The following is a 15816-nucleotide window of genomic DNA, read 5'->3' as shown; positions in this document are numbered from 1 at the left end:
TTGGCTAGCGTTCGCCACATAGATAATCTGTTTGCTCGAACACCATAACGCTGCGCCACATCAACCACACGGGAACCAGGCCGAAGCGTTTCTGAGACCAGTCTGGCCTTGAATTCCGGCGTCCATTTATTGCTTCCCCCGCTAATACTCTTCTCAGGGGTGAGAAACTCCACCGTAGGCCACATGGGGAAACTCCTTCATCCATCCATGAAAAGCCCTTCGCAGATCAAACAGCGCGAGAAAATGTGGGGCCGAAACAGCGGTTACCTACAACCTCCTTCTTGGACTGTGAAAAATTAGGGCGCGCAAGCCGCTAATCTCATACACAGTTCAGGGCGATGCTCCTGTTGCCAGCACCTGCCCGGACAGTATTGCAGCTCTTCACAGGATCAATATACCTGAAATTGGGGAGTGTCTTTTGCTCAAATGCCGATAGACTCACCAAGCACCTAACCGGCGGGGGAACGCTTGGGGAGTGCTGCCCCAGATCGCCCGCCAGCTTCTGGGGCTTTCATTTTGCAGTCAAAAATAGCGAAACAAATCATTACAATTCTGAAATTGAAATTTTTCGACATTTTGCGATGCTGACTACGCGATGTCACCACAACCCGCAGCACCCAGTAGTGACACGCCATGGAAATCCCGACAGGTATTTCCATAATTAGCAGAAGGTCAGCTATATTCCTTTCTGCTACCGGGAGACGCAGCACATTATCTCCCCAGATATGCGCCTCCCGGCCTTTTTTATCCGAAAACGCTGCAAATATGCTCCGCTCAACCAGCAGGTGAACGAATTGGCTGAGCAAAAATATTTTGATAAACCGCAGAACGAAGGCAATGTAAAAACTACATCGCCTCCGCATTGAAAATGCTACTTCTGCAAGCAGTCCTTTGCCAATTGGCAAAACAGACGGACACCATTTTCCAGGATATCGTCGTTGAAATTATAGGTTGATGTGTGCAGTCCTGAACTGTCTCCATTACCAATCAACACATAAGCGCCCGGTACTTTTTCAAGCATAAATGAAAAATCCTCGCTGCCCATCAGCGGCTTTTCCATTTCCGAATAAGCTTCGGCACCAAAGCTTCGGGAAATCGTTGCTTTGACCTGTTCTACCGCAGCCTCATCATTAATGGTCGCTGGATATCCCGTTAGCCATTCGAACGAAACCTGAGCACCAAAGCTTTCAGCCTGCATCGTTGCAAGCCTCTCAATCTTGTCGCGCAACATCTTTCGGACCACAGGATCGGTTGCACGCATAGAAATTTCGAGCTTTGCAGTATCCGGAATGACATTGCACACGGATCCCGAGTTAAATGCCCCTACTGTCACGACACTTGCCTGATGCGGCGAGATATTGCGTGACACAATCGTCTGCAATGCCATAACGAAGCTTGAACCAACAACGATCGGATCAATAGTCTTTTCCGGCTCTGCACCATGTCCACCACTTCCCCTAATGGTAAGCGTCAACGCATCAATCGAAGCTGCCACCGGACCAGACTTTGAAGCGAAGCTCCCAGCCTTCATTCCGGGCCAATTGTGCATCGCAAAAATCTGGTCGCAGGGAAAACGCTCGAAAAGCCCCTCCTCGATCATGATCTGGGCGCCGCCGAAATTCTCTTCTGCAGGTTGGAAAATGAAATGCACTGTGCCCGAAAGATCGGGATCTTTCGCCAGTGACCACGCTGCACCAAGCAACATGGCTGTATGACCGTCATGGCCACAGGCATGCATATTACCGGGATTTGTACTCGTATAAGGCAAGCCCGTTTCTTCCAGAATTGGAAGCGCGTCAAAATCCGCACGAAATCCAATGGCGCGGTTAGAATTCCCTTTGCGTAAGCTGGCAACCATACCAGTCTTTGCAAGTCCGCGCGAAACTTCAAAGCCCCATTCTTCAAGTTTGGATGCGATAAAATCAGAGGTTTTGAGCTCTTCAAGGCCAAGCTCGGGAATACTGTGCAGATGCTGGCGAATAGAGGCCAATTCGTCAATAAAACCAGTGTTTTTTTGATCGTTCATGACGTTCCCCTCAATCCATCTTCAGGAATTGGCGCAGACGTGTGGACTTCGGATCACACATAACAATATCAGGCGAACCGCGTTCCTCTACCAATCCCTTGTGCAGAAAAATAACCTCGCTCGAAATTTCACGGGCAAGCGCCATTTCATGCGTCACCATCACCATGGTGCGCCCCTCTTCCGCGAGTTTCTTAATAACCTGAAGCACCTCGGTTACAAGTTCAGGATCAAGCGCAGATGTTGGTTCATCAAAGAGCATGACCTCTGGTTTCATCGCAAGCGCACGCGCAATGGCTGCGCGCTGCTGCTGCCCGCCTGAAAGCTGGGTTGGGTATTGGTCACGCTTCGGCGTTATACCCACTTTTTCCATCAGAACTTCCGCGTCCGCTATTGCCTCGGCTTTTGACATGCCAAGCACATGAACGGGACCTTCAATAATGTTTTCAAGAATAGTGCGATGCGACCAAAGATTGAAACTCTGAAACACCATACCAAGACGCGTGCGGATATGTTCAAGCTGCCGTGGATCAGCAGCATGTGACTTGCCAGCCTTATCTGTCTTTGTTCTGATGGTGTCTCCAGCAACCGAGATCGAACCCTGATCTGGAGTTTCAAGATAATTGATGCAGCGCAGTAAAGTGCTCTTACCGGAGCCGCTGCTGCCTATAAGAGAAATGACGTCACCTTTACGCGCTTCAAATGAGATACCCTTCAGAACCTCAACACCAGAAAAGCTTTTGTGAATATTTTCGACGGTAAGAGCCATGGTAGTCATGGGAAATCACTCCTGAAACGAGTCAGATCATAGCGGCACTGTGGCCGCTAACACGCCGCTCAACCCCATTCATAATTCGGGTGAGGATAAAGACGACGGTGAAATAGATAATGCCAGCGGCAATCAGTGGCTCAAAAATCAACAACGAACTGCGTTGAAGTGCACGCGTTGTTCCCATGACTTCCATAATCGTAATCGTTGAAGCAAGAGACGTCGATTTAAGCAGGATAATCAGATCGCTGGTAAGCACCGGCATACAGTGCCGGAAGGCAAGTGGCAGTGTAATGCGTCGCAGAACCTTGTAAGGGCTCATGCCAATAGACAGGGCTGCCTCAATCTGCCCGCGTGCGATAGACTTGATCGCACCGCGAATAACTTCAGCGTTATAAGCGCCCTGATTAAGGCTCAATGCAAAGATCGCATACCACAATCCATCGCGCATATATGGCCAGAGAAAACTGTGCCGAACCCATGTACCTGGCAATATTTGACCGAGACCATAATAGATCAGATAGAGTTGAACCAGCAATGGCGTGCCGCGAAACGCAAATGTAAAGACGAAGGCAGGCGTAGACAAAAGCTTGTTTTTTGAAAGCCTTGCCAATGCGGCAAGTGTTCCCAATACCAGCCCGATAACACCCGCAACTGCCGTCAGAAGCAGCGTCAGTGGTAATGCCTTAATCAGCGGCGGCAGAAATTCTATGACTTTGGTAATCGACTCCATCATCAATGCCCCCGGTTAAGGCGCTTCTCAAAGCGCGCAATGATGATGACGGATACAAGCGTAATCAGCAGAAAAAGAAACGCAGTCAGTCCATAGAAGAAGACATATTGTTTGGTCGATGCTGCGGCGCGATAGCCTGTGTAAAGCAGTTCATGAAAGGAGCCCAACACCGAGATAATGGCGCTTTCCTTGGTGATAGATAGCCAGAGATTACCTATTCCGGGAATAGCGTGGCGCATCATTTGCGGGAAAATCACCCGCGTAAAAATCTGGCGTCGACGCATTCCAATCGAAAGAGCGGCCTCAATTTGCCCGCGAGGGATGGCGAGATAGGCTGCGCGCAATACCTCCGTCATGAACGCACCATTGACAAAAGCCAGAGCGATCACAGCAGCCCAGAAAGCGCTAAACTGGAAGTTATTGCCGACAAGTCCAGTCGTCTTCAGAAGTCGTTCGACACCTGTAGCAACAGAAAAATACAAAAGCAGGATGACAAGCAGTTCCGGCAAGGAACGAACAACGGTCGTGTAGAAATCTGCAATTAGTTTAGGGAGTTTAGCACGGGATAGCTTGCCCGCGGCACCGGTAAGGCCGAACAGAAAGGAAATTGCAAATGCCACCGCAGAAACCTGCAATGTCATTATCAGTCCATAAAAGAACTCGTCGCCCCAGCCCTCACTCCCCCATGAGAGCAAATGCCAATATGTTTCCATGCGTTTTGATCCGATCAGAAGACAGCGCGGTCCATGCCGCCCGGAATATCTTGCATCCCCCGTTTGCTTTGGGGTCAGATAATCCCGCAGAGACGTATAAAATACCTCCGACGAACGGGCGCACTAAGCGCCCGCTCTGATCCGATTTACTTCTTCTCAAAAATCCACTTATCAACAAGCGTCTTGAGAGTTCCATCCTTATCGAGGGCAGCAAGTGCTTCGTCAACCTTGCCGAGTGTTGCCTTGTCATCCTTGCGAACAGCGTAGGCAACACCTTCACCAAGAACTACGTTCTTAGGGGCTACGACCTTAACTTCGTAATCTGCACCCTGTGGGGACTTCAGGAAGTTTTGTACGAAAAGATCAGGAGCAAGAACATAATCGACGCGTCCAGCAACAAGATCTGCAACCGAATTGTCTGCAGTGTCGTAGCTTTTCAGCGACACATCAGGAAGGTACTTGCCCATATAAGCCGACTGAACGCTGGAGGTTTGTACGCCAACGATCTTGCCATCAATGCTCGCCGCGTCAATCACCTCACCCGAACCATCGGATGCAGCAAACACGGTAATCTTCTCTTCATCCGACTTCGGGCCGACGATGACAGTGCCTTCGGTGTAATAAGGTGCGCTGAAATCGACAACCTTGCGGCGTTCATCAGTAACCGAGAAAGCGCCGATAATGAAATCGACCTTATTCTCAGTCAGCGATGGAATAAGACCATCCCACGCCATCGATTTGAATTCACACTTTACAGTAAGCTTTTCGCATAAAGCACGCGAAAGATCAGCCTCAAGCCCTTCCCATTCACCCGCAGCATTCACCTGCGTGAAAGGCATATATGGTTCTGGCGTCATACCCAGACGCAAAACATCTTCTGCATGTGCTGTGCCTGCCAGTGCGCAAAGTGCGACAATACCGGCGATTTTCCCTGTAAATCTACGCATGTTCCCGTTCTCCTTTTATTTTTAAACCGCCATGCTCTGGGAGTAGTGATCAGACGGTCATGCTATCAAAAAAACGGTTCAGTCTCGTAAGAGGACTGAACCGTTGATTACTTACTGGCGATACCAACGCAGCGACATGCAGGAAAGCCCGGCATCAATCTTACCAATCTGCGTTGTTTTGAGTGGAACGACATTGTAGCCGCTCTTATCCAGCAACTCGATTGTGCGCGGGAAGTCAGATCCCACCATCACAACATTATTAACGCGCAGCGCATTTGCTGCCGCTTCTTCGCCTTCCGGCACGATAAGCTGGCGAAGATCCGAGAAAACCCCAGACTTTGCCAAACGCGCGGTGGAGAGAACAGTTTCTTCGTCGACCAGCGAGCAATCCGTTTTGAAATGCAGCACACCTTCAGGTGTGTTTACGACTTCACCCTTAAGGCCCATCTTATCGAGTGTCGCAATAAGCGCTGCTGCACCTGCTTTATCAGTACGCGCCGAGAGGCCAATCATGACGCTCTTCTGAGTATTGAGTACATCGCCGCCATCAGCAAAGCCCGGATGCGGGAGATCAAGCACATTGTCGAACATGCTGCGCAGCGTTGGTTCGATTTCTGCTGTCTCGCCGATACGGGTTTCAGCACCCGGACGCAGAAGAATAGCGCCCTGTGTGAAAACAAGTGCAGGGTCTTCGACGAAAATGGAATCAGGGAAATTTTCCAGAGCTGGCAAAACAGTTACCTCAACGCCAGCCGCACGCATCGCATCAATATACGCGTCGTGCTCAGCCTTCACGCCTTCATAGGTAGGGTTTCCAGTATCATAAGCGCGCAAGCCATTGACGACTGAACGGGAAGGTTCGCGAACGATGATCGAATTGAACTCATAAACTGGTCTGTAAGAAGACATGAAAGGTACCCTCATTTTTACTGGTGCTTATCTACTCGGCTCTTGCTGCTTCGTAAAGCAGATGTATGCCGTTTGTATTACGTCTGGAGAGATGAATGCCTGCGAGCATGCAACGAACCGATCCGCCGGCAAGCTCAATGGTCGGAACTTCAAAAGGTAGAGGCTCAGCAGTTTGCTTGATAACACTGATCTGATCCGCCGAAAGCGAAGCATAAGCGCGCGCTGAAAGCGCCAGAACCCGGCCCTTCTGCCCTTCGAGCTCAATAGCATTTCCGGCAAATTCTGCAATCTGGTGATGTGAAAGATGGATCACCGTGCGACCGGTTTCCTCTAACCGATCGACAATTTCTTGTCTGCGCGCCTCGTTAACGATCATGTCCGTTCCAATGAGCGCATAATCCGTACCAATGCACATGAGTACATTGGTGTGATAAATCTGACGCCCTGCATCATCCACGGCATCAAAAACCATCGGTTCGAAATTGAAATGCGTACAAAAACGCTCAAGCGCGACTTCATTGGTACGATTGGAGCGCGCGGCATAAGCAACACGACCAATATGATCGAGCACCATTGCGCCCGTACCTTCAAGATAAAACCCATCACGCTCCAAGCCAGAATAATCAATCACGTCCTGAACGCGATACTCTTTCTTGAGCATCTCAATAATATCAGGCCGACGTTCTCTCTGTCTGCTTTCCGAAAACATCGGATAGATAGCGACATGGCCACCCGAATGCGTTGAAAACCAGTTATTCGGAAATACAGAATCCGGCAAAGAGCGGGTCTTATCTTCGAAAAGATGAATGGTGACACCGGCTTGTGCCAGGCCTTCCGCCATGCGGCTCACCTCCTCAAAAGCAGCCTTCTCAATAGCAAGCGTCGAACGACGCTCATCAACTGACTGAAATGCATTATCCTTCGCGGTTTGCGCATTGGGCGTGAAATGGTGCGGACGGATCATGACTGCTGATTTCGGAGTCTGTACGGATGGTCTGGTCATATTCATGCGAAACTCTGAAAAAGATAAAGAAGGAAGCGACGCGCAGCGTATTTGAGCAAAAAAGCAGGAAAGAACCGGACAATCTCAACGGGGTTATCAACCTAACCGCAACATCTTACCGAAGATAAGTCCATCATTTCCAGCGCTTCATACGACAACCGCCGAGGATCAGACTAAGCCGACACAAAGCCAGTTAAAATTAAAAAAATGCTGGGTATGATTTAAAAAATCTAGCAAATTGTATAGTTAAACTATACAAAGTGTCATGCATATTTTTGATGAACTCGACCATCGCCTGATCGCAATTTTAAGAGAAGATGGACGCGCACCGCTGTCAAAGCTCGCGGCCATCCTGGGGGTGTCGCGTGGGACCGCTCAAGCGCGGCTTGACCGGCTCTTGGAAACTGGAGCAGCCTTAGGATTTACCATCCGTGTTCGACAAGATTACGATGATGGTGCCATTCGGGCAGTTATGATGATTGAGGTTCAGGGACGCTCAACCACCAAAGTCATAAAACTGCTTCGAGGCTTCCCACAAATCCGAACGCTTCACACGACAAATGGCTCCTGGGACCTGGTCGCGGAGATACATGCTGATAGCTTGCATGAGTTTGACAGAACTTTACGTGATGTCCGTACAATTGAAGGTGTACTGAACAGCGAAACAAGCATTCTTCTCAGCAGCGTATAATACCGCTTCGAAAAATAAGTTAGCTGTCAGACGTTCATTGCACTACATCAGCAACCTTCGTCAGCCTATTCTTGCGAGACGACAACTCTGAATCGCTTGCACGTGACACAATATCTGCGCCAACCAGAATTTTAACAGGCGGTTGACTGTCGGACGTACTAATTAGATCATCAAGAACAGTCACAGCGAGATTACCAATCTTACGCTTCGACACTTCAACTGTGGTTAGCCCCGGTTCCATCGTTGCGCTCTGTGGCAAATTATCGAAGCCTATTACTGAAACATCATCAGGAATTTTAATCCCTTTTGCTTTCAGTGCGCGGATGAAACCGTAAGCGATAATATCATTCGTACAAAAATAGGCCTCAGCGAGATCAAGCCCAGAATGCAGCATGGCACAGGTATCACGGTGTGCGCCTTCATATGTCGACTCGACCGACAAAATATCTCGTTCCTGAACCGTCAGTTCCAAACGCTGCATGTTTTTGAAAAACGCATCGCGCCGAAGCCGAAAATTAGTGGTTTCCGTATGACTGGCTACAAAACCTATCCGAGAAAGACCAAGTTGCTTGAAACGTGATAAAACTTTGAAAACTGCATCTTCGTTGTTCATATCGACGAAATTCGCTTCAACGACTTCGTAAAATGTATCAATAAAAACAGTAGGCAAACCAATCCCTTGGATCATATGAATGTCTGCAACAGATAGCTCCGTCCCCAAGGCAATTACGCCGCGGATTGATGCACCGGCAAGCGATTCAGCGACTGCACTCATTGGCTGCCCCTCAAAACTCACCACTTCCAGCGTATAGTTACGGCGCGTTGCTTCCGAGGACATTCCATCGATGTAGTCGGAGATAAAAACGCTATGATCGCGATTAACGGTCTCACCGTGTTTAGCTATCTTCAGAAAGCGGATTGTTTCACCCGCGCTGGTCCCCGTTTTGGCAGTGCGTGGCACATAATTCAGCTTAGAAACCGACTCAAGAACACGCGCTCGGGTCTCACCTGAAATCTCGCCTTTGCCATTGAGCACAAGCGAAACCGTGGCAGGAGAAACGCCCGCATTTTCGGCAATATCCCTGATCGTGTAAGACTTTTTCTTCTTCATGCTCTCCGCGCATCATACAAAAAAGATGTATCGTTTAGTAAACATAAACGCCCTTATTTAAAACGATTAGGCGAATTTATAGAGCTAAGCAACCAAAATCCTATGAAAACGGGCTTGACACGGTGATACCTTCTGTTGAATCATTTAGTGAATAATAGTTTTGTTTACTAAACATGGTAGGAGGAGACCATGCAGAAGACAAGCAATCAGCTTGCTATGCTAGTTGTCATCAATCTCGGATTGCTCGCGCTTGGCGCATATATTTCGGGTGGATCTTTCCTATCTCTTTTCAATCTGCAGTCGATGGCCGGTCAGGTTCCCGAAATTGGGCTTCTGGCAATCGGCGTCATGCTGGCAATGTGTGCTGGCAATGGCGGGATTGATCTGTCGGGTATCGCACTGGCCAACCTTTCCGGCGTTCTTTCAGCCGTCATCGTTTCGATGTTCATATCCAGCGCTGAGAACCAACTTGGCTTTAGCCTTGCTTTCATCGGACTAGCGTTGGTGATTGGTCTTGCAGGCGGCATCGTCAATGGTGTGCTGATTGCGCGTTTCAATATCACACCGATCCTCTGCACGCTTGGCACACAGATGGCGTTTACGGGGCTTGCGGTTGTTGTTTCTGGTGGCCGTGCTGTCATGGTTGGCAGCCCGGATCTGCTATCACGCATCGGCAACGACATGTTTCTGGCGGTTCCGATCAGCTTCCTGATCTTTATCGCAGTCGCGTTGCTGATTGCTGCTGTAGTGCGCTTTACGCCCTACGGTTATTGGCTGATGTTGATGGGAACCAACCCGAAAGCCGCTGTTTTTGCTGGTTTTCCGCGCCACGGTGTCTTGATTGCGACCTATGCAACCAGCGGATTTCTGGCAGCTATTGCAGGCATCATCATCGCAGCACGCAACGTCAACGTGAAGTTCGATTACGGCAGCTCGTATCTTCTGGTCGCCATTCTGATTGCCGTTATGGCTGGTGTTAAGCCGGAAGGTGGCTATGGCCGTGTCATCTGCGTCGTGATGAGCGCCATTGCGTTGCAGTTGATGTCCAGCCTTCTCAATTTCGGCGGCCTCTCAAACTTCGTGCGTGACTTTGCATGGGGCTTGCTGCTGCTCGCCTTCCTCGCAGTCGGCAAATACGACATTGCGAGCTTCTTTACCCTCGGCAATCGCCACAAGGGAAATATCGGTGCTCAACCCTCAGGCACCCGACCATAGACATTGGGGGAATGTTAGCGTGGAGGAAATCATGAAATCAGTAACGAAGAAACTGCTCGCTGGAACTGTTATTGGCGCAGCAATTGTAGCAGGCAGCGCAAGTGCTCTCGTCGCACAGGAAAAGCCAGTTATCGCAACGGTCGTCAAGATCAGCGGCATTCCTTGGTTCGACCGCATGAACACAGGCGTTGAAGCCTACCAGAAGGCCAACCCAGATGTGGTCGCAACGCAGAGCGGCCCAGCAACTGCCGACGCAGCACAGCAGCTTCAGATCGTTCAGGATCTTGTTGCCAAGGGCGTAAACGCGCTTGCAGTTGTCCCAATGGACCCGGCAGTTCTAGAGGGCACATTCAAGCGCGCTATGGAGCGCGGCATCATTGTTGTGACGCACGAAGCCGACAACCAGGTCAACACCATGGCCGACGTCGAAGCCTTCGATAATGCCGATTACGGCACTGCACTCAACGAGCGTCTTGCAGAATGCATGGGCAAAAGCGGCAAGTGGACCACATTTGTAGGCTCACTCGGCAGCCGCACACACATGCAGTGGGTTGGTTCGGCTGAAGAAAATGCAAAGAAATATGCTGACATGCAGCTCGTCGATCCGAACAATGAATCATTTGACGATGCAAACGGAACCTATGAAAAGGCCAAGGAAATCCTGCGCAAGCACCCTGACCTGAAGGGCTTCCAGACCTCTGCCGGCAACGACGTTCTCGGCGTTGGCCGCGCTATCGACGAAGCTGGCCTGAGCGGCAAAGTCTGCCTTGTTGGCACCGGTCTGCCAAATCCTTCGGCTGATCTTCTTGAATCCGGTGCAATCACCGCAATCGGCTTCTGGGATCCACAGAAAGCTGGCATGGCGATGAATGCTGTTGCCAAGCTTCTGCTTGAAAAGAAAGAAGTCAAGGAAGGCACTGATCTTGGCGTTGATGGCTACAACAAAGTCAGCGTGAAAAAGGGTGCAGGTGAAGGCCTACTCGTGATCGGCAACGGCATGGTGATTGCTGACAAGGCGACCTACAAGGAACACCTGTTCTAGTCGTTTCGCACAGGTTGCCTAACCATCGTGTGCGGACATCGTTCAGCCTCGCGCGATGGTTTCAAAAATCCGGATGCAGCCCGCGCTGCATCCAGGTGCCTGAACCAAAAAGAACAGCCATAAAACAAGACATTAGCGCCCGACAATTATCGTCGGTCGGTCCTACAGCCAGCCCAATCGCTTTGGCGAGCTGCGCGGCGACAAAGGAATTTAACGTGTCCACTACAACCACTAGCGCGGATCGTTTCCTCGAACTGCGCAACATTCATAAGCGGTTTGGCGGCGTTCACGCGCTGCGCGGCATCGATATGACAATCGACCTTGGTCAGGCCTATCACCTGTTGGGTGAAAATGGCTGCGGCAAGAGCACGGTGATCAAGATCATGTCCGGCGCACACGCACCCAGCGAAGGCGAGATCATTCTCGATGGCAAAACATATGCGTCACTGAATCCGATCCAGTCGCTGGCAGCGGGCATTGAAACCGTCTATCAGGATCTGTCGCTCATTCCCAATTTGACCGTCGCTGAAAACGTAGCGCTGAATGAGCAGCTCGTTGAAGGCAATGGCCGGCTATTCCGCAGCGTCAAGCTTACGCAGCTTCGCGAGACTGCAGAACGGGCATTGAGCACGGTTGGCTTGCCAACCGACAAAACCTTCCTCAACACAATCGTTTCCGAATTGCCCTTGGCAATACGCCAACTCGTTGCAATTTCGCGCGCCATTGCAACGCGCGCTAAGCTCGTCATCATGGATGAGCCGACCACATCGCTGACCCGTCGCGAAGTGGACAATCTGATTGCAGTCGTAGAACGCCTGCGCGCCGAGCGCGTCGCAGTGCTTTTCGTGACCCACAAGCTTGATGAATGCTATCGCATCGGCGGCAATGCGGTTGTCTTCCGCGATGGCCAGTGCGTGGCACAGGGGCCAATCGAAAACTACACCAAGAAGCAGCTTTCCGAGCTGATGATCGGCCGGGAAATCGACGCCGAGCGCTATCGCACGGCACAGCCTGGCGATGCCGAACTGCTTAAACTCGACGGCCTTACCGCATCGGGCTTCAAGGACATCGGCTTTCGCTTACGCAAAGGCGAAATCCTTGGCATTACCGGCCTTGCAGATTCTGGCCGCAACGAGCTTGCCATGGCGATAACGGGCGTCGTGCCTGCGCATTCCGGTTCAATCCGCCTCGATGGAAATATAACCGAGGTCAAAAGCCCTGCGGAAGCCATTGAGCGCGGCATAGGCTATGTGCCGGAAGACCGGCTTGCAGAAGGCCTCTTCCTCGACAAGTCGATCTTCCAAAACGAGATCGCACTGATCTTCAGAAAGCTCTGCAACAGCCTTGGCATTGTCGATCAGAAAGAGGGGCGGAACATCGCCGCCTCGCTGATAAAAGAGATGCGGCTTAACACAACCAATCTAGACCTGCCTGTTGGTGCGCTTTCAGGCGGCAATCAGCAGCGCGTTTTGATCGGTCGCTGGCTGAGTATTGCCCCGAAGCTTCTGGTGTTACACGGCCCGACCGTCGGCGTCGATGTGGGATCAAAAGATACAATCTATCGCGCAATTCAGGCGCTGGCCGAAGCTGGCATGGGTCTGATCATCGTCAGCGATGATCTGCCGGAGCTTCTGCAGAATGCCGACCGCATTCTCGTTATGAACTCAGGGAGCATCGTTGCAGAACTGGATGCTGCACAGGCCACCGAAGATCAGCTCTATCAAGCCATGATGTCGTCGCAGAAGGAAGTTGCCTAATGAGTGCGTCGCAGTATCAACAGGATTTAGGCCGCACCCAATCCTTCAAGTTGGGTGACTTTATTCGCAGGCGCCCAGAATCGATCACGTTCTTGCTGCTCGTGGCAATCTGCACGATTGTCTCGATCATCAACCCTGCATTCTTACAAGCCTCGACACTGATCGATATTGGTCGTGCCAGTGTGGTGATGGGCCTGTTTGCGCTTGGCGTCTTCATCATTCTCGCCGCAGGCGGGATTGATGTTTCCTTTACGGCAATTGCCGCCACGACAGTCTATTCGCTGACGCTTCTGGTGCAGTCCTATATGCCGGAACTGCCGATCATCTTCATCATTCTGATGGCGATTGCGGGCGGTATTTTCCTTGGTGTCCTCAACGGTCTGCTGGTGCATTACCTCAATGTGCCGTCATTGATCGTCACCATCGGCACACAATATCTCTTCCGCGGCTTCCTGCTGGCTTTTGTCGGCACCGTCTGGATTATGTCCCTGCCGCCGACAATGGGTGCTTTCGGTCGCCTTCCGCTGTTCCAGTTTGAATCAGCAACCGGTGCAACCATCACCATGCCATTCTATTTTCTGGTGCTGCCTGCCGCTGCAATCCTGACGTGGTGGATATTGAACCGCACTTTGATGGGCCGCGCGATTTTTGCGATGGGTGGTAACAGCCAGATCGCAAGCCGCCTCGGCTATAATCTGCGCACCATCCATATCTTCCTGTTCGGCTATGCGGGTGGTCTGGCTGGGCTTGCAGGCATCATCCATGTCTGCGCCAATCGCCAGTCGAGCCCCTTCGACTTTGTTGGAACAGAAATTGCGGTTATCGCCGCTGTGGTCCTCGGTGGTGCACGCATCACCGGCGGCACCGGCACCGTCTTCGGCACCATCCTTGGCGTCCTTCTTATCACCGTCATCAACAGTGTTCTGGTGCTCGTCGGCATCCCCAGTACATGGCAGCGTCTCGTCGTGGGCTGCTTCATCCTGCTGGCTGCCGCCTTCTTCGTCACCAGTCAACGCAAGAAATAACCCGATACTCTCAAGAGGCAATCATGAAGAAGTTTCTGAACGATCCCGTCAATTTCGTGGATGAGATGCTCGAAGGCATCTATCGGGCCCATCCCGAGCTTACCTTTGTCGATAATGACAAGCGTTGCATGGTCACAGCCAATATCAAATCCGGCAAGGTCGGCATCGCAACAGGCGGCGGCTCCGGCCACCTGCCGCTGTTCCTCGGCTATATTGGCGAAGGCATGATAGATGGCGCAGCTGTCGGCGGCGTCTTCCAGTCGCCAAGCTCAGAGCAGATGTATCAGGTCACCAAAGCCATCGATCAGGGCGCAGGCGTGCTCTACATCTATGGCAACTATAGCGGCGACATCATCAATTTCGATATGGCTGCAGAACTTGCCGATCTTGATGGCATCGCCGTCAAACAGATTGTCGGCAATGATGACGTGGCATCCTCGGTTGTCGGTGAAGAACACAAGCGTCGCGGCGTCGCCGGTATCTTCTTTGTCTACAAGGCAGCCGGTGCAGCTGCAGCCAACGGTCTGTCGCTTGATGAAGTAACGCGTCTTGCCGATAAGGCACGTCTGCGCACCCGCACCATGGGTGTCGCTCTTTCGAGCTGCGTTGTACCAGAAATCGGTCACGCCACTTTCTCCATCGGCGAAGATGAAATGGAAATCGGCATGGGCATCCATGGCGAACCCGGCATCAGCCGCAAGAAGCTTGCCAGCGCAGATGCAGTCATCGACGAGCTGATGGAACGTATTTTCGCCGAGCAGTCCTATGCCAAGGGCGACGAAGTCGCTGTGCTGGTCAATGGTCTTGGTGGCACGCCGCTTGAAGAACTTTACATCATGTTCCGTCGTGTTTCGCAGCTTTTTGATGAGCGTGGCGTCAAGGTAAAGCATGTCTGGATCGGCGAGTTTGCCACGTCCATGGAAATGGCTGGCGCGTCAGTTTCCGTGCTACATCTTGATGAAGAACTAGAGCCACTGGTTGCCGCTTCCGCAAACACCCCATTCTTCAAGCATTTTGCGGGTTGAGGTCAGATTATGAACGTCATTACAGCATCTGATCTGATCAATCTTTTCGACAGCTGGAAGCAGCTTTTTGCCGAACAGCGTGAGTTTTTGATCGCACTGGACGGCAAGGTGGGCGATAGCGATCTTGGCATCACCATGAGCAAAGCCTTTGCGGCAGCCGCAGAGGCCGTTCACGCGGAAGGCGAAGCCGCTGGTATATCTAAACTATTACGCACGGCTGGCACCACTATGGCCCGCGTTGCGCCTTCAACCATGGGCACCCTCACCGCAACCGGCTTCCTGCGTGCAAGTAAGGCCTGTGACGGCCTTGACGCACTGGGAACACCTGAGATGGCCGCTTTCTGGCGCGCCTACCGTGATGGCATTGCCGAGCGCGGCAAGGCAAAGGTTGGCGACAAGACACTTCTCGATGTGCTTGATCCGATTGCAATTACGCTCGAAGGACAAACGATACTCGGCGCATCGCTCGTTGATGCACTGGCAGCAGCGGCTAAGGCCGCTGAAGACGCGCTTGAAGCAACCAAAACCATGGTTGCTCAACACGGCAAGGCTGCGGCCTTTCAGGAAAAGACCATTGGCCTTCAGGACGCAGGAGCAACTGTCGGCATGCTCTTGATTACGAGCATGTCCGAGTTTGTTTCAAAGCAGGGGTAGAACTAAATCAGCCCATGGCGATTATGCTCGCCATGGGCACTTCAAACGCACGTTTCATTATTCAGACATAAATCACATTATTGACCAGCTATTGCTCATACAGCAACAGAATCTGACTGTCACAGGCCCGTCGGCGAAATGCTCAATAACGCGTTTGAATGTTATTCAACAAATTTTTCAACCACTGCAGCCAATAATA

General features: G+C 51.4%; 16 protein-coding genes. 7 read left to right on the top strand and 9 right to left on the bottom strand.

Going from position 1 to position 15816, the window contains the following annotated elements:
• The 8 genes from WH356_RS16245 to ctlX all read right to left on the bottom strand — a co-directional run.
• Positions 1–185: transposase (locus tag WH356_RS16245; protein WP_339512623.1), on the bottom strand; the 185-nt coding region annotated here is incomplete at its 3' end.
• 686 nt (positions 186–871) lie between these two features.
• On the bottom strand, positions 872–2026 hold the full coding sequence (locus WH356_RS16240) for a M20 aminoacylase family protein (protein WP_339512621.1): 1155 nt from the start codon (positions 2024–2026) through the stop codon (positions 872–874).
• A gap of 10 nt (positions 2027–2036) precedes the next feature.
• Complete coding sequence (locus WH356_RS16235; protein WP_339512619.1) at positions 2037–2801, bottom strand: ABC transporter ATP-binding protein; 765 nt, start codon at positions 2799–2801, stop codon at positions 2037–2039.
• 22 nt (positions 2802–2823) lie between these two features.
• Complete coding sequence (locus WH356_RS16230) at positions 2824–3528, bottom strand: ABC transporter permease (protein WP_339512617.1); 705 nt, start codon at positions 3526–3528, stop codon at positions 2824–2826.
• On the bottom strand, positions 3528–4238 hold the full coding sequence (locus WH356_RS16225; protein ID WP_339512615.1) for an ABC transporter permease: 711 nt from the start codon (positions 4236–4238) through the stop codon (positions 3528–3530). Before WH356_RS16225 ends, WH356_RS16230 begins: the two co-directional genes overlap by 1 nt.
• 146 nt (positions 4239–4384) lie before the next feature.
• Positions 4385–5185 carry a transporter substrate-binding domain-containing protein gene (locus WH356_RS16220; protein WP_339512613.1) on the bottom strand — a complete coding sequence of 267 codons (801 nt, stop codon included), beginning with the start codon at positions 5183–5185 and terminating at the stop codon, positions 4385–4387.
• Positions 5186–5296: 111 nt separating this feature from the next.
• Positions 5297–6094 (bottom strand): dimethylarginine dimethylaminohydrolase family protein, encoded by a 798-nt coding sequence (locus tag WH356_RS16215; protein WP_339512611.1) that lies wholly within the window; start codon positions 6092–6094, stop codon positions 5297–5299.
• A gap of 31 nt (positions 6095–6125) precedes the next feature.
• A complete protein-coding gene (gene ctlX, locus WH356_RS16210; protein WP_339512632.1) occupies positions 6126–7097 on the bottom strand; it encodes a citrulline utilization hydrolase CtlX in 972 nt (323 codons plus the stop codon).
• Between the two features lie 265 nt (positions 7098–7362).
• Between ctlX and WH356_RS16205 the strand changes: the two genes are divergently transcribed.
• Entirely contained in the window at positions 7363–7788 is a 426-nt protein-coding gene (locus WH356_RS16205) for an Lrp/AsnC family transcriptional regulator (protein ID WP_339512609.1), read from the top strand.
• Positions 7789–7822: 34 nt separating this feature from the next.
• Here the strand turns inward: WH356_RS16205 and WH356_RS16200 are convergent, their stop codons facing one another.
• Positions 7823–8899, bottom strand: a complete 1077-nt coding sequence (locus WH356_RS16200) for a LacI family DNA-binding transcriptional regulator (RefSeq protein ID WP_339512607.1) — start codon at positions 8897–8899, stop codon at positions 7823–7825.
• A 189-nt stretch (positions 8900–9088) separates the two neighbouring features.
• On the opposite strand from WH356_RS16200, the gene WH356_RS16195 reads away from it, so the two are divergent.
• The 6 genes from WH356_RS16195 (at position 9089) to WH356_RS16170 (ending at position 15617) form a co-directional block, all read left to right on the top strand.
• The gene (locus WH356_RS16195; protein ID WP_339512605.1) at positions 9089–10114 is read left to right on the top strand and encodes an ABC transporter permease; all 1026 of its coding nucleotides are present in this window, start codon (positions 9089–9091) and stop codon (positions 10112–10114) included.
• A 31-nt stretch (positions 10115–10145) separates the two neighbouring features.
• Entirely contained in the window at positions 10146–11156 is a 1011-nt protein-coding gene (locus WH356_RS16190) for a substrate-binding domain-containing protein (RefSeq protein WP_105706488.1), read from the top strand.
• Between the two features lie 215 nt (positions 11157–11371).
• Positions 11372–12913 carry a sugar ABC transporter ATP-binding protein gene (locus tag WH356_RS16185; RefSeq protein WP_339512601.1) on the top strand — a complete coding sequence of 514 codons (1542 nt, stop codon included), beginning with the start codon at positions 11372–11374 and terminating at the stop codon, positions 12911–12913.
• Positions 12913–13938 carry an ABC transporter permease gene (locus tag WH356_RS16180; protein ID WP_339512599.1) on the top strand — a complete coding sequence of 342 codons (1026 nt, stop codon included), beginning with the start codon at positions 12913–12915 and terminating at the stop codon, positions 13936–13938. The genes WH356_RS16185 and WH356_RS16180 overlap by 1 nt, the downstream gene beginning before the upstream one ends.
• 23 nt (positions 13939–13961) lie before the next feature.
• A complete protein-coding gene (locus tag WH356_RS16175) occupies positions 13962–14963 on the top strand; it encodes a dihydroxyacetone kinase subunit DhaK (protein ID WP_339512597.1) in 1002 nt (333 codons plus the stop codon).
• Between the two features lie 9 nt (positions 14964–14972).
• A complete protein-coding gene (locus WH356_RS16170) occupies positions 14973–15617 on the top strand; it encodes a dihydroxyacetone kinase family protein (protein WP_339512595.1) in 645 nt (214 codons plus the stop codon).
• Positions 15618–15816 lie beyond the last annotated feature (199 nt).

The organism is Ochrobactrum sp. MYb379 (assembly GCF_037479515.1).
Taxonomy (GTDB): Bacteria; Pseudomonadota; Alphaproteobacteria; order Rhizobiales; family Rhizobiaceae; genus Brucella.
Note: the sequence above shows the minus strand (reverse complement) of the source record. Positions and strands in the feature narration are given on the sequence as shown.

Bases quoted from the DNA above. Each gene is read 5' to 3' on its own strand.
- WH356_RS16240 (WP_339512621.1), bottom strand. From the start codon at position 2,026: ATGAACGATCAAAAAAACACTGGTTTTATTGACGAATTGGCCTCTATT.
- WH356_RS16235 (WP_339512619.1), bottom strand. From the start codon at position 2,801: ATGACTACCATGGCTCTTACCGTCGAAAATATTCACAAAAGCTTTTCT.
- WH356_RS16230 (WP_339512617.1), bottom strand. From the start codon at position 3,528: ATGATGGAGTCGATTACCAAAGTCATAGAATTTCTGCCGCCGCTGATT.
- WH356_RS16225 (WP_339512615.1), bottom strand. From the start codon at position 4,238: ATGGAAACATATTGGCATTTGCTCTCATGGGGGAGTGAGGGCTGGGGC.
- WH356_RS16220 (WP_339512613.1), bottom strand. From the start codon at position 5,185: ATGCGTAGATTTACAGGGAAAATCGCCGGTATTGTCGCACTTTGCGCA.
- WH356_RS16215 (WP_339512611.1), bottom strand. From the start codon at position 6,094: ATGTCTTCTTACAGACCAGTTTATGAGTTCAATTCGATCATCGTTCGC.
- ctlX (WP_339512632.1), bottom strand. From the start codon at position 7,097: ATGACCAGACCATCCGTACAGACTCCGAAATCAGCAGTCATGATCCGT.
- WH356_RS16205 (WP_339512609.1), top strand. From the start codon at position 7,363: ATGCATATTTTTGATGAACTCGACCATCGCCTGATCGCAATTTTAAGA.
- WH356_RS16200 (WP_339512607.1), bottom strand. From the start codon at position 8,899: ATGAAGAAGAAAAAGTCTTACACGATCAGGGATATTGCCGAAAATGCG.
- WH356_RS16195 (WP_339512605.1), top strand. From the start codon at position 9,089: ATGCAGAAGACAAGCAATCAGCTTGCTATGCTAGTTGTCATCAATCTC.
- WH356_RS16190 (WP_105706488.1), top strand. From the start codon at position 10,146: ATGAAATCAGTAACGAAGAAACTGCTCGCTGGAACTGTTATTGGCGCA.
- WH356_RS16180 (WP_339512599.1), top strand. From the start codon at position 12,913: ATGAGTGCGTCGCAGTATCAACAGGATTTAGGCCGCACCCAATCCTTC.
- WH356_RS16175 (WP_339512597.1), top strand. From the start codon at position 13,962: ATGAAGAAGTTTCTGAACGATCCCGTCAATTTCGTGGATGAGATGCTC.
- WH356_RS16170 (WP_339512595.1), top strand. From the start codon at position 14,973: ATGAACGTCATTACAGCATCTGATCTGATCAATCTTTTCGACAGCTGG.